11 protein-coding genes are annotated in these 14,434 nt (G+C 40.6%); 7 read left to right on the plus strand and 4 right to left on the minus strand.

The annotated features are described in order from the left end of the window. Window positions 1-64 precede the first annotated feature (64 nt). Window positions 65-787 carry a Uma2 family endonuclease gene (locus HG267_RS11510; protein WP_194007828.1) on the plus strand — a complete coding sequence of 241 codons (723 nt, stop codon included), beginning with the start codon at window positions 65-67 and terminating at the stop codon, window positions 785-787. Between the two features lie 417 nt (window positions 788-1,204). After that, on the plus strand, window positions 1,205-3,232 hold the full coding sequence (locus HG267_RS11515) for a bifunctional serine/threonine-protein kinase/formylglycine-generating enzyme family protein (RefSeq protein WP_045869097.1): 2,028 nt from the start codon (window positions 1,205-1,207) through the stop codon (window positions 3,230-3,232). A 462-nt stretch (window positions 3,233-3,694) separates the two neighbouring features. Here HG267_RS11515 and lepB read toward each other — a convergent pair whose 3' ends face one another. After that, the gene (gene lepB, locus HG267_RS11520; RefSeq protein ID WP_045869098.1) at window positions 3,695-4,336 is read right to left on the minus strand and encodes a signal peptidase I; all 642 of its coding nucleotides are present in this window, start codon (window positions 4,334-4,336) and stop codon (window positions 3,695-3,697) included. A 243-nt stretch (window positions 4,337-4,579) separates the two neighbouring features. On the opposite strand from lepB, the gene HG267_RS11525 reads away from it, so the two are divergent. Both HG267_RS11525 and HG267_RS11530 read left to right on the plus strand, forming a co-directional pair. Then, a complete protein-coding gene (locus HG267_RS11525; RefSeq protein WP_045869099.1) occupies window positions 4,580-5,923 on the plus strand; it encodes a dihydroorotase in 1,344 nt (447 codons plus the stop codon). A 430-nt stretch (window positions 5,924-6,353) separates the two neighbouring features. After that, window positions 6,354-7,586, plus strand: coding sequence for a cache domain-containing protein (locus HG267_RS11530; RefSeq protein WP_052335117.1), 1,233 nt, complete (start codon window positions 6,354-6,356; stop codon window positions 7,584-7,586). Between the two features lie 36 nt (window positions 7,587-7,622). Here HG267_RS11530 and HG267_RS11535 read toward each other — a convergent pair whose 3' ends face one another. Continuing rightward, complete coding sequence (locus HG267_RS11535; RefSeq protein WP_081583864.1) at window positions 7,623-8,645, minus strand: transposase; 1,023 nt, start codon at window positions 8,643-8,645, stop codon at window positions 7,623-7,625. A gap of 134 nt (window positions 8,646-8,779) precedes the next feature. On the opposite strand from HG267_RS11535, the gene HG267_RS11540 reads away from it, so the two are divergent. Further along, entirely contained in the window at window positions 8,780-9,892 is a 1,113-nt protein-coding gene (locus HG267_RS11540) for an ATP-binding protein (RefSeq protein WP_255325180.1), read from the plus strand. A 59-nt stretch (window positions 9,893-9,951) separates the two neighbouring features. Here HG267_RS11540 and HG267_RS11545 read toward each other — a convergent pair whose 3' ends face one another. Next, a complete protein-coding gene (locus tag HG267_RS11545; protein WP_081583941.1) occupies window positions 9,952-11,256 on the minus strand; it encodes an amino acid permease in 1,305 nt (434 codons plus the stop codon). Window positions 11,257-11,401: 145 nt separating this feature from the next. On the opposite strand from HG267_RS11545, the gene HG267_RS11550 reads away from it, so the two are divergent. Then, complete coding sequence (locus HG267_RS11550) at window positions 11,402-13,030, plus strand: DUF655 domain-containing protein (RefSeq protein WP_045869100.1); 1,629 nt, start codon at window positions 11,402-11,404, stop codon at window positions 13,028-13,030. Window positions 13,031-13,404: 374 nt separating this feature from the next. Further along, complete coding sequence (locus HG267_RS11555) at window positions 13,405-13,650, plus strand: ChaB family protein (RefSeq protein WP_045869101.1); 246 nt, start codon at window positions 13,405-13,407, stop codon at window positions 13,648-13,650. Between the two features lie 43 nt (window positions 13,651-13,693). On the opposite strand, the gene HG267_RS11560 is transcribed toward HG267_RS11555, so the two are convergent. Continuing rightward, on the minus strand, window positions 13,694-14,104 hold the full coding sequence (locus tag HG267_RS11560) for a PleD family two-component system response regulator (protein ID WP_045869102.1): 411 nt from the start codon (window positions 14,102-14,104) through the stop codon (window positions 13,694-13,696). Between the last annotated feature and the right edge of the window lie 330 nt (window positions 14,105-14,434).

Below are 14,434 nucleotides of genomic sequence, written 5' to 3' on the forward strand. Positions count from 1 at the left end.
TTAGACATCTGGCTGGCATTCTTTTCCTACAATCTATCTAGAGTCAGTATTTAGCATACCGCTCATGTTAAACTACAACCCGTTGCATTGTTTGCCATCTTCCGAAGAATTACTCAACTCTGACGATACCCCTGTGGATAATCAATTACAGCATCTCATCCCTGCCTTGCTTGAAAGTACCGTGACTATGATTTGGTCAGAACGTTGGGATTGGTTTTTTGGTGTGAATATGGGTATTTATTATGACCCAAATCATCCAGCCCTTGTCCCTGATGGATTTCTGAGTTTAGGAGTGAAGCGCTTTGTTGATGAATATTTACGCTTGAGTTATGTGCTATGGGAAGAAAAAGAATTACCAATTTTGGCATTAGAAGTTGTTTCGCAAATACATCGGGGAGAATATAGTACTAAAAAAGAGCTTTATGCTAAAAAATTAGGGATTTTATACTACGTTATCTATAATCCTCTGCGGCGGAAAAAATCTCCTTTAGAAGTTTATCGCCTCGTAGATGGCGAATATGTACTCATGTCAGGAAGTCCTGTTTGGTTACCAGAAATTGGTTTAGGAATTGGCAGACATCGAGGAATTTATCAAGGAATTGCACGGGAATGGTTGTATTGGTATGACGAAGAAGGGCAAAGGTTGCTCACAGTAGAAGAATGTATCGAAGAAGCGGAAGAAAGAGCGAATGTTGAAGGACAAAGGCGTTTGGCAGCAGAACAAAGAGCGCGAATACTAGAAGACAGATTAAGAGCTTTAGGTGTGGAACCAGAAACTTTAGCTTAATTAAAAAGGGAAAGGGATAAATGATAAAAACCTTTTCCTTTTTTGCTAACAACATTTACATATTTAGTTTGAATATGCCTAATTTTAGCTAAATGTAAAAAACGGATTTCTCAGCACAGATAAATCAAAGATTATTTATTAATTACAACTATTTTCAATATTATTTCTCACGAAATAACTATCCTTGCGCCCAACACACCGCTAAATAGATGACGCGTTACTGCTAAGTCTCAAATCCTGAATACTGCGGAACCATAATTTAAAATAAAAGGTCAGTGTGTCTGAACTATCGGTACAATTTTATCTCCGTGCTTATATAGCAGTAATTGTATTTACCATAATTTCAGTTGACTTGTCCTATTCAATCATTAACAATTACACTAAAACTCATGAGGTTTCTGGGGGTTAGCAGTAATCTTGAACACACTGGCTGGACGCTACGAAATCATTCGGCAATTAGGCGGCGGTGGTTTCGCTGTAACATTTCTGGCTAGGGACAATTTGCAACCTAGCAGACCTTTGTGTGTAGTTAAGCAACTCCGCCCTAACCAAACCCATCCTCGTGTTGTAGAATTTTTTGAAAAAGAAGCGGCTATTCTCGAAAAACTGGGCCAACATCCCCAAATACCCCGATTACTAGCACATTTTAGTGAAAGAGAAAATCTTTACATAGTTCAGGAATTTATCGAAGGACAGGACTTAAGCCAAGAAATCATTCCTGGGAAGCCACTAAGTGAAGATTATGCAACTAAATTGTTGCAAGATATTTTAGAAGTTTTGTCTTTTATACATAGTAAAGGAGTGGTTCACCGCGATATTAAACCCCAAAATTTGATGCGGCGACATCGGGATGGTCAGATTTTTCTCATTGATTTTGGGGCGGTGAAAGAACTTGGTTCTTTGATAGTGAATTCCCAAGGGGAAGTATATACCAGCGTGGTCATCGGTACTTCTGGGTATATGCCGTCGGAGCAAAAAAATGGTAGACCTTGCTTAGGTAGCGATGTCTATGCGGTGGGGATGACGGTAATTCAAGCTTTAACTGGTGTTGTACCTTCACAATTGCAAGAAGACCCTTTAACAGGTGAAATTATTTGGCGAAGTAAAGTACAGGTGAATGACCATTTGGCTGAGGTGTTAACTCAAATGGTGCGCCGTCACTTCAGTTTGCGTTATAGCCAAGCATTAGAAGCTTTGGAAGCCTTAAGATTACCACCAACAATTCTGCTGAATCCTTCAGCCAAGCAAATATATTTTCAAGAGGCTAGAAGTCGCGCGCAACAAGGTCAAGGAACTTTTTCAATTTTTGCTTTAAAAATATTAGAATCTAAGCAAATTGAGTTGGGTTTATCCCAGGAAGAAGCTGAAGAAATTCATGAAAAAGTTCTCCAACCCTATCGCGAATATCAGCAAAAATTACAAGAGTATGAACAAGCTTTAATTGATGCCGTTAAACATCAATATCCCTTCAACACCACTACTCAAAAAGATTTACAAGATTATCAGCAGTATTTAGGATTACGGCAAGAAGATATTGCAGCGATAGAACTAAAGGTATTTCCCCAAAAGTCACAGCAGAGAAAAGAGCAAATTCAAACTGAGATTTTTGAGTTTGAGTTTGCTACCTTAACTTACAAATCTGGATTTTTGGATACTACAAAAACTTGGGAAATTAACCGTATTCGTGGAGTATCTAAGCTTTTTATAGACAACTTAAATAATGGCTTAGTTTTAGAAATGGTTGCCATTCCTGGGGGTCAATTTATGATGGGTTCCCCCAGGGATGAAATAGAAAGATATAACTCTGAAAGTCCCCAACATTTAGTGACGATTCAACCTTTTTTCATGGGGAAATATCCTGTTACCCAAAGCCAATGGAAAGCTGTAGCTGCACTGGAAAGGGTAAATATTCAATTAAATCCCGAAGCTTCCCATTTTAAAGGGGCTAATCGACCTGTTGAGCAAGTATCTTGGGATGAGGCGATGGAGTTTTGTGCCCGACTTGCTCAAGAAACCGGAAAACCCTATCGTTTACCAACTGAGGCAGAATGGGAATATGCCTGTCGTGCAGGAACAACTACACCGTTTTGTTTTGGTGAAACTATTACAACTGATTTAGCTAATTACAACGGTAAATACTGTTATGGTGCTGGGCCAAAGGGCGAATACCGTGGGCAAACCACTGATGTGGGCACATTTCCCGCCAACCCCTTTGGTTTATATGATATGCATGGTAATACATGGGAATGGTGCCAAGATAGCTGGCATAAAAATTATAAAGGAGCACCAGCAGATGGCAGTGTGTGGATGAGCGATAATCATACTCGTCTGCTGCGTGGTGGTTCATGGAATATCAATCCCTGGAATTGTCGTTCAGCAGTCCGCAATTGTAACGCCAGAGATAATAAATACATCAATGTTGGGTTTCGCGTTGTGTTGGGTTAGTTGCGGAATCAGCCGGATGTAATAAGGGTTTGTGATAGCAATTCAAATAATGTTTGCGACAGATACAGCTTGTAAGGTATATAAATTTTAGGGGCACAATATATTGTGCCCCTAATACGATTTGATGAAGGTTGGAAAGACGCGATTAATCGCGTCTCTACAAGATGTAAACGTCAATTTATTTGTTTTATCAGAACTGTATTGATTGTGCCCCTCAGGAGGTATTTTATTTACCTGAAATAAGCTGTAATATGCGAAAACATTCTCAATAAACCTAGTACAACAAGGCGTAAATAAATCATTTATTCTGAATCAAAAAAAGCTGATGCTGTGTTGATTTGAGATTTTGAATTTTGTCTCGTGGTACTAGGTTGGCGCTGCTAGCAACTTAATCATCGGGCTTTGAGCACAGATTTGCTAGCACTAAGGTTACATAAATTTGGAAATAAGGGTACTAGGCAATTATGGATATAGTGGTGATTTATCGATACCGCCGACGTGATTTAAAGGCCAAAAACGCAACACAGCACGACCGATGATATTTTGGCGAGGAACCACACCCCAGCAACGGCTATCGTAGCTACTGTTACGGTTATCGCCCAGCACTAAGTATGAGTTTTGGGGTATTGTCTGAGGCTGTGCTAAAAATGGTGGCTGCTGTCCAGATGTACAAACGTCAATTACGGTGCGTTGTTGGGAACTCAGGTAATTTGCTTCTGGCAGGGGTTTATTGTTAATAAAGACTTTGCCATTTTTCAGTTCTACTTTTTCTCCAGGCAAGCCAATTACACGTTTAATAAAAGCATCGTGGTATTGTTCTTTTTGTAACTCATCTGTGGGTGAAAAGACCACAATGTCCCCTCGCTGCGGCTCGGAAAACTTGTACTTCAATTTATCCACAATGATCTTGTCTGCTTCCCACTGATTTGGAGTCCCATGCAGCGTGGGTTCCATTGAACCAGAAGGAATCCAGCGAGCTTCGGCAACAAAAGTACGAATACCTAAGGCTAGAACTATACTTAATACTACTGTTCTACCTAGCTCTGCAATCCAAGAATGATCGGGTTGTTGACTAGAATTTTTATCAGACACTTGATTTTGCATGAAATTACTGAAGTTAAAAAAGATGCAGCTACTTAACTCGCCAAGGGGAACTATATTTTTGAATCTTAACAGGAGAACTTTGATATTGTAGTTATGTTGCCATATTTACAATCAGATACATAGGTAAAAATAAACTTTTTTCTCACCCGCAGCAAAAATTGACTCTTAAGAGTGCAACCAAGTTTAACCTAAAAAGATAGTTCTCTGTTATGTATAGTCCTCTGTCTTAATATTGTTAACTCCATGTCATCTCCCAAAAGTTTACTGATTCGCCGCGCCCGTATCATTCTACCTAATGGTGAATTGATGGTTGGGGATGTGCTGACGCGCGATCGCCAAATTGTCGAAGTTGCACCAGAAATATCTACACCCACACCCACTACAGAAATTGACGCAGCTGGGTTAACTTTGTTGCCAGGAGTCATAGATCCGCAAGTACATTTCCGTGAACCAGGACTGGAACACAAGGAAGACTTGTTCACCGCTAGTTGTGCTTGCGCTAAAGGGGGAGTAACTTCCTTTTTAGAAATGCCGAACACACGTCCTCTCACAACTAATCAAGCAGCTTTAGACGATAAGTTACAACGTGCCTCCACTAAGTGCTTAGTTAATTATGGCTTTTTTATTGGGGCAACGGCAGAGAATTTGCCCGATTTACTGACTGCCAAGCCGACACCAGGAATTAAAATTTTTATGGGATCAATGCATGGTCAGTTATTAGTTGACCAAGAAGCTGCCCTAGAGGGAATTTTTGCTCAGGGCGTTAGCGAAGCTCCTGCGAAGCAGGCTCGCTTAATTGCTGTTCATGCTGAAGACCAAGCTAGAATTAACCAACGACGGCAAGAATTTGCGGGGATTCACGACCCAGCAATTCACTCGCAAATTCAAGATAATGAAGCCGCATTATTAGCAACGAAGCTGGCATTAAAACTTTCTAAAAAATACCAACGGCGGCTGCATATTCTGCATATGTCCACTGCCGAAGAAGCCGATTTGCTGCGTCAAGAAAAACCAACTTGGGTGACTGCAGAGGTAACACCACAGCATTTAGTGTTAAATACCAGCGCTTATGCAAAGATTGGCACTTTAGCACAGATGAATCCACCTTTGCGATCGCCCCACGATAATGAAGTTCTGTGGCAAGCTTTACGCGATGGTGTGATTGATTTTATCGCTACAGACCACGCACCCCACACCTTAGCAGAAAAAGCCCAGGAATATCCCAACACCCCCTCTGGTATGCCTGGGGTGGAAACTTCCCTAGCTGTGATGTTAACCGCAGCGATGGAAGGGAAATGTACCGTGGCCCAAGTTGTCCAGTGGATGTCAAAAGCTGTGGCTGCAGCTTATGGTATTCCCAACAAAGGTGCGATCGCGCCTGGGTATGATGCTGATTTAGTTTTGGTAGATTTAAATACCTACCGCCCAGTCCGCCGCGAAGAACTATTAACTAAGTGCGGTTGGAGTCCTTTTGAAGGCTGGGATCTGACTGGATGGGCTGTTACCACTATTGTGGGTGGTGAAATTGTCTATGACAAAGGCAAGTTAAATACAGAAGTTCGCGGTCAAGCGTTAACTTTTGTATAGGTTGGGGACTGGGGACTGGGGACTGGGGGCTGGGGACTGGGGAATGGGGAAGGGGAAAATAAGATTTCTGTTGAGGTAAACTAACAGTATTTTCAAGGTAAATATCAGTATTTTTGACTGAAAAAGCTGATTTAGGTAATAATTTACCTTACTAAAATTGCTGGCTGAAACTATCGCAAAATAGTCCAACATTTTCGGCAACTTATTTGAGCTAAAAGTGCCGCAAATAAAGTAATAGCTAGAGCGATAGAGTAAAGTGCTGAATACGGAGTTTAATATACTTTTATTGCCGCTTAAGCATACATTTAAGCGGCAATAAATGCCTGAAGAGAAAATATTTTATGATTGCCAAGATGACAAAATTCATAGGTAGTTATAATTCCAATGATGACAACGCATAAATCACTTGGTGTGCTGTCAGTAAAAGAGCGTGACAAGAACAAATCGAACCAAACTTCCTTCACATCAGGGAGTCAGTTTGCGTACAACAAGTAGAAATTACAGCTTGAATGCTTGCGGTGGACGTACACTTGCTCTCAAATGGCACCTGGTATTACTTGTGGCAGGGGTCTTACTCCCTGTTGTCCTATTTGCTGTTGCGATTGTACAAAAACTCACGTTGAATGAGCGTGCGTCATCAGAGCGCCGCTTGCTTCTAGCAGCACGCAATCTTACTCAAAATGTAGAGCGTGAGGTTTCTAGCACAACCAGAACACTACAAGCACTGGCTGCCTCTGACCGACTTGACAACAATGACTTAAAAGTCTTTTATAACGAGGCGCAGCGTACATTGGAGACGCAGCCAACTTGGTTGGGTGTGATCCTGCTCACGCCAAACAAACGCCAGATATTGAATACTTTCCGTCCCTATGGCAGCGCACTACCTTTTACAAATGAGCCTGAAAGTGTACAGCGTGTTGTGGAAACACAGCAGCCAAAAGTGGGCTACCTCGCCTTTGCACCTTTCAAGCAGCAATGGGCATTTCCTGTGCGTGTTCCAGTAGTACGGAACGGCAAACTACGATATGTGCTGACTGCTCTCATCTCCTCAGAATCGCTCACTCACACTATCAAGACCCAAACAACTGTGGATGGGGAATGGACACGTACTGTCATTGATGGTCATGGAATTGTTGTGGCTCGGACTCTTCACCCTGAACGCTTTGTGGGCAAGCCAGGTACCCCGTCTTTTCGCCAGCGAATCGCAGCAACAAATGAGGGTGTTTACCGCGAGACTACTTTGGAAGGAGTGCCTGTGTATGTTGCCTTCAGTCGAGCAAATTTCTCGAACTGGACGACAGCCGTTGTCGTTCCCGTGGAAATAATTGAAAGTCCGGCTCGTCGTGCAATGTGGCTAGTAATTGGCTCTGGTTTGGCGCTGCTCTTAGTCAGTGGTGTAGGTGCTTTGGTTCTCTCGCAGAGGATTTCTCAAGGCATCACTGAGGCGGCTGGTGCCGCAGAAGCGCTTGCTAAAGGTGAATATCCTCGCATCAATCCCTCCAGCATTCAGGAAGTGGCCTTGTTAGGCGAAGCCTTAGAATTTTCAGCTAACCTGCTGTTGCAACGTGAACGTGAGCGGAACGAATATTTGACGCAGGTGGAAGCAGCACGAGCTGAAGCAGAAGCGGCTAACCGTCTCAAAGATGAGTTCTTAATTACCTAGGACTTACGCATTGACAAAAAATATTATTGATGTGTACTAGGCAGCACAAGTATTGGTGAGATTGTCCACAATATAATCACGCACAACTAAAGTAAACAAGTTTCTTTGTAATTCATACCAATTAGAAATGATGTTTTCAGACCGCATTAGCTCTAAACGAACAAATGCTTGAAGTGAGCAAAATATGTGTGTTTTAATTGCATGGCTATCTCTAACCCTTACGGGTTCGCCAGTTGCTTCAAGTCGGGAGACCCGCCCAACGCACTGGCTCACCATAAATCGACAAATTCCACATACTTGTTTTATTGCTCTGTGAAAACTTTCTATTCCCCAATGAGTATCATGAATTGTCACAAATTCACTGCGAGTTATTTGCTGAAGAGCTTCAGCATCTGGTAGATACAATATATAATGTCTAGAGTCTTCTTTTTTGAAGACTTTCCTAAACAATTTGATAAATCCAAATTCTCTCAGATGAGTTACCAACCCTTCATCAGGAATCTCTAAACCACTTACTTGGCAATACTTTCCTGGTTCATTAGAGACAGTTCTATTTTTCTCAACCCCAAATAGAAAACCCAATTTCTGGTTTCTTAAAAATTTTAAGTTTTCTACTCCTGAGTACCAACTATCTCCTGTTACTAGCCTTGGTTTTACACCCCAATCAATTACTTCAATTAGCATCTCTTGGAAATAATCGTTCTTCGTTTTCCCCTCCTTTTTATCGTATATTCTGTAATTTATTGGTACTGAGCTTCCATGTATGTCGCTGTAATACAGCGTAATTAAATTTATCCCTTTGATACTTTTATGATATTTACCTGACCAAAAATAACCGATTAATTCTGCATATTTTGGATTACTGTACAGTTTTTCTATGACTGTGTCGTCTACACTTAAAATCCCTCCTGTCAAGTTAATAATAGTCTTTACCGTACTGAACAAATCATAGGGAGCGTATCTCTCCCTCAACAAAAAACGGTTCACACTATCATGTGAAACATTCCCCAATATTTCTGCTAACCTACTGCATCCTCCATGCTTCGGTTCCGATAACAAAAATAGAGTGTAATGTTCCAGATTGCATTGTGCTGTTGAGAGTTTACTGATTTCTCTGATTGTCCGATACCTATTTGTAGACAACACTTTTTTCTTAACGCATTATTTTATCATTCTGTCAATGCGTTAGTCCTATTACCGTCTCTCATGAACTGAGAACCCCTCTCAACGCCATTTTCGGCTGGGCCCAGTTGCTACGTGGGGGGAAGCTTGATCAAGAAAAGACAAAAAATGCGATCGCTACTATCGAGCGAAATGCCAAAGCTCAAGCACAATTAGTCAATGATCTCCTCGACACATCGCGAATTATTCTGGGAAAACTCCGCCTGGAAACACAGCCGTTAAATTTAGCCACTGTGATTATTAGTGCTATCGATTCGGTGCGTCACGCGGCAGAAGTCAAAGACATCGATTTACAAGTACAACTTACCAATGTCGAACCTGTTTTAGGAGACCAAAATCGACTTCAGCAGGTAGTATGGAACCTGCTCGCCAATGCGGTTAAATTCACGCCTCAAGGTGGATGGGTGGAAGTGCAGCTTCAGCAAGTTGACTCACTGGTTGAGGTGAGAGTACGTGACACTGGTGTAGGTATCAAAGCAGAATTTCTGCCATACGTCTTTGAGCGTTTTCGCCAAGCAGACGGCTCAACCACCAGGGAGTATGGTGGTTTAGGCCTGGGTTTGGCGATTGTCCGTCATCTAGTCGAGCTTCATGGTGGAACAGTTCAAGCTGATAGTGATGGAGAGGGGAAGGGGGCAACTTTCATGATTCAACTTCCTGTGATGGCTCGTCAGGAAAGCATTAGCATTCCACCGATCGCATCGACAAATGGCACTTACAAAAACTCTGACAAACTTAAGGATGTGCGGGTGCTAGTGGTGGATGACGAACCTGACGCACGCGATTTAGTCTCCGCAATACTCATGCAACAGGGGGCAGAAGTATGCACTTGCGCCTCTGCTGCACAAGCCCTCAACAAAGTATCCACTTGGAAACCCGCTATCATTCTTTGTGATATCGGGATGCCATTAGAAGACGGCTACGATTTTATTCGCAAAGTCCGAGACTGGGAAAGTGAGGTAGCTGTGCATATTCCAGCTATAGCAGTGACAGCCTTTGCCCGTGAAGAAGATAAAATTAAAGCGATCGCTTCCGGCTATCAAATGCATATCCCTAAACCCCTAGAGCCAACACACTTGGCTGATGTGGTAGCAAGCTTAGTAGCATCAAGAACTAGAATCTAGCATTTTTACTCAGCACTCTTGTACAGACGCGATTAATCGCGTATCTACAACTCAGAACTTTACAGCGCCCAAATTTCCTTACCAATAATAACTAATGCAATGCCAATCATCGCTATTAGTGTCACTTTCCCCCCAGGGACGAGTGGTTGATGAATTTTATTTGACTGTTCTAAACTGTGACGCTGTTTCCAAGTCATCAGCGCGGGAATAATACCTGCTAAAACCGAGATATTGAACGTGCCAACATAATCCAAGGCTGTAAAGAAAATTTTGGGATTAATTGCCCCTAAACTCATAGCAGGTAAAAGAATCACCGAATAAAGCGGTAACCTGCTAGAAAATTGCACTTGGGTAACGAAGAAAATTTCTTGGAAGAAATCTAGCAAGCCATAGACAAATCCAATGAATGATGTAGCGATCGCAAATTCTGAAAAAATTGAAACTAGTACGCCCAGCCACTCTCCAGCACTACCTGAACGCAGAATTTGCAAAGGGTCAAATATAGTTCTACCATCGACAGTCTTCTGAAGTATCTCCGGGCTGACGCTGCCCAAAATTACTGCATTCCACGCCAGGAACATGATTAAGGGAATCAGAGAACCAATCACAATAGACTGCCGAATTTTACGAGTGTCGCCTTCTAGCTGCGTCACCACCACTGGCACGACATTATGGTAAAACAACGCTACAGCCATCACAGAAACGGCGCTACCTAAAGCACTCCAATTTTGAAATAATAATTGTGTGGTTTTAACTTGTTCGCCAGCTAGCAGCAATAATCCGAGAAACGATACTAGGACAATGGCGACAAACACACTATTGAGTTTTTCGACAAACTTTTCTCGCCCCAGATACATAATCCCGCCAAATATCAGGGTAAAAACTATTGTGCCTACCCATGCAGGTAATTTATGTTGGATACCAAGTAAGTTTGCGATCGCAGAACCTAAAATATCGCCACCTTGGGTTGTGTATGCTACCAAGAGGGCATAGTGTAGCAATAAGTAGGTAGCACCAGCAATTCGCCCACCTACAACACCAAGAGTATTTTCAATCATTGCTAACATGCCTACACTGGGACGACCAGCAAAACGCATAGTATTTACAGTGGCTTCGGCAATTAATAATCCTGAAACTAAGGTATATAACCATACACCAATCAACAGCACTGTTGATGGTACAACCCCAGACGGTAAAGTCACCGCAGGTAATGCCAAAATTCCTGCACCAACCGTGGTTCCTGCAATCAATGCTGTGCTACCTAACACGCTACCAGGTTGATGACTTAACTGATTTCCATCAAATTCCAAATTAGAAAACAATCGAGTGACTTGTTCTTGGCTTGATTTGAGAACAGTCTGCATAAATGTCTAAATTAAAAACAAAATGTTAAATTATGTAACCAATCTTAGCAAAAGCTTTCGTTAGTGTCTTTATAAGCACTAGACATACTCAATTGTGGGAATAATATTATTTATTCACCTTTAAAGCATATCTAGCTAAATTCCTGTGCCTTGTTTATATCATTCCCATAATTATTGTATTTTCTTGCTTATTCTTGCTCTAGCTGGTTGTCAAAAAGTTCAGTCATTCAATAAGCTTCCTGCACCCTTACCGCAAGATCCATTGGTGCAGGTTTACTTTAACCATTCCGAGTCCTCAGAATTTACCGAACCTTACCGTCAGCAAGTTCGTCTGGGAGATAATTTAGAACAGCATATTGTCGATGCAATTGCTCAATCTAAATCTACCGTCGATGTCGCCGTTCAAGAATTACGTTTACCAAAAGTAGCTCAAGCATTAGTAGATAGACAAAAAGCTGGAGTCAAAGTCAGATTAATTTTAGAAAATACCTATAGCCGTCCTTGGAGTAGCTTCACAAGCGAGGAAATTAGCCAGTTAGAAAAAAGGGAACAAGAACGCTATAACGAAGTTCGTAAATTTATCGATATTAACCAGGATAATCAGCTCAGTTCTGAAGAAATTAACCAAAGAGATGCTTTGGTAATCGTACAAAATGCCAAAGTTCCTTTAATAGATGACAAAGCCGATGGGACAGCAGGTAGCAGTTTAATGCATCACAAATTTGTGATTGTAGACAATAGCATTGTGATTGTTACTTCTGCAAACTTCACTTTGAGCGATGTTTTTGGAGACTATAGTAATCCCAGTAGTTTAGGCAATGCCAACAATTTCTTAAAAATAGAGAGTCCAGAACTAGCAGCTTTATTTACAGAAGAGTTTAACACCATGTGGGGTGATGGCCCAGGCGGTAAGCCAGATAGCCGATTTGGTTTGCAAAAACCAGCGCGATCGCCAAAAACTATTACTTTAGGTGAAACTAAAATTACTGTACAGTTTTCGCCAACTTCACCCACTCAACCTTGGAGTCAGAGTACAAACGGTTTAATAGCTAATACTTTAGAATCAGCTACTAAATATGTGGATATGGCATTGTTTGTATTTTCCGATCAACAATTAGCTAATGTTCTCGAAAATCGCCATCAAAACAAAGTCAATATTCGCGCTTTAATTGAACCACAATTTGCCTATCGTTCTTACAGCGAAGGCTTAGATATGATGGGATTTGCACTAGCTGAAGAGTGTAAATATGAAGTAGATAACCGCCCTTGGAAAAATCCTATTACTACTGTTGGCGTACCAACTTTACCAAAAGGCGATTTATTGCATCACAAATTTGCTGTTATTGATGGTAATACAGTAATTACAGGTTCTCATAATTGGTCAGAAGCCGCTAATAATGGTAACGATGAAACCCTACTAGTAATTGAAAATCCTAAAGTTGCTGCCCATTATGTACGTGAATTTGCTCGTCTTTATACAAAGGTAAAACTTGGTTTACCACTTACTATTCAACAAAAAATTGCAACCGAAGCCAAACAATGTCCGCAAATTAAATCTCCAACATCCAGTACAAATCAGATATCTCCTAAAATCAATCTCAATACCGCTAGCCTAGAAGAATTAGAAACCCTACCAGGTGTTGGTAAAAAATTAGCACAGCGAATAATCATTGCTCGTCAACAGCAAAAGTTTACATCTTTGAATGATTTAGAAAAAGTCCCGGGTGTTAGTACCAAAATGATAAATAAATGGCAATATACTATTACTTGGTAGGTAAAAATATTGAAATATTATAACCTTTATTAGCTTAGTGAAGTACAAATTTATCGGCGTATATCCGCGTTAATCCTCTTTCATCTGCGGTTAAATTTTTATTGTTGAGTTACAGCAATATGAGAACAACTATAGGGATATAAATTTATTGTGAGTATATTGACTGCTCTTACAATAAACTGCTTAGGTGACATCAAAATATCAAAATCTGAAGACGATGCGTTACTAACGCATCCTACTTCTTCTTGTAGAGTTGATTTGAATATCTTCTGACTCAGCCAAAAGTATAGTATTCGTATATCTCTGTTAGTAGAGGAAATTTGATTTATCAGTTTTTAACATAAACCTAAAGTAGAGATAACTGGAGTAGGTTTATGGCTTATAACAAGATAGACGAATTACCACAGGATATCAGAGAGCAACTGCCTGAACATGCTCAACAGATTTTCTTTGCAGCTTTCAATGCGGCTCAAAAAGACGGTATGAGTGAAAATGGAGCGCGTGAAGTTGCTTGGAATAGCGTCAGGAATGAATACCAACAAGGTAACGGTGGTCAATGGCAGAGAAAACCAGAAGATCCCCCGATACATCATAAAGCTATCACCACTGGTGGCAATTAATTGCCTTTTTATTAAAGTTTAAATTCCCGGCGGTTTGTCTTGGTTACAAACCGTCTTTTGCCAATTCAACAGCAACGGGTAAACCCAGTACCTCTCTAGAAATTTTTAGTACTATATTAGGGCGAAAAGGCTTGGTTATATACAAATCTGCACCTACATCAATACCTTGTTGTTTATCGAATTCCTGCCCGTTAGCAGTAAGCATAACAATGTAAATATCAGGGATTGCTAGTTTTTTCTTAACAGTATTACAAACTTCTAGACCATCCATTTTTGGCATAATTATGTCTAAAAAGACTAGTTTTGGCTTTTCTGTTTGAATAATTGCTAATGCTTCTTCACCATTTTTAGCCATCAATAATTCTACTTCTTCATCTTCTAGGCTTTCTAGCACTTCCTCCATTAGCAAACGCATACTAGCGTCATCATCAACAATTAGTAGCTTATTGTTCATACAAAGTAAATTCTTTCCTCAATGACTTCTAAATAAAATAACTAATAAATATTTATATTAGCCCCTGTGTAATTATTTTCTCTTGGATTAATCATCCTCCTTTGATTAGTTTTTAGCAAGATTGACATCTTGGATTTACTTATAGCTGTGCCAATAATATTGTATATCTATGTATTTAATATGTCTGTCAGTATTTCTAAGGTTAAAAAATTTTTATTTACTACTAAAACATCAATTATGAAACCTGCTATATGTGGCAATCCCCTAAAAACTATTGCAAGATAACTCTAATTATTAATCGGCTGATGCACAAGAGATTATAGTATATTG

It is taken from the genome of Tolypothrix sp. PCC 7601, from assembly GCF_025677855.1.
Taxonomy (GTDB): domain Bacteria; phylum Cyanobacteriota; class Cyanobacteriia; order Cyanobacteriales; family Nostocaceae; genus Aulosira; species Aulosira diplosiphon.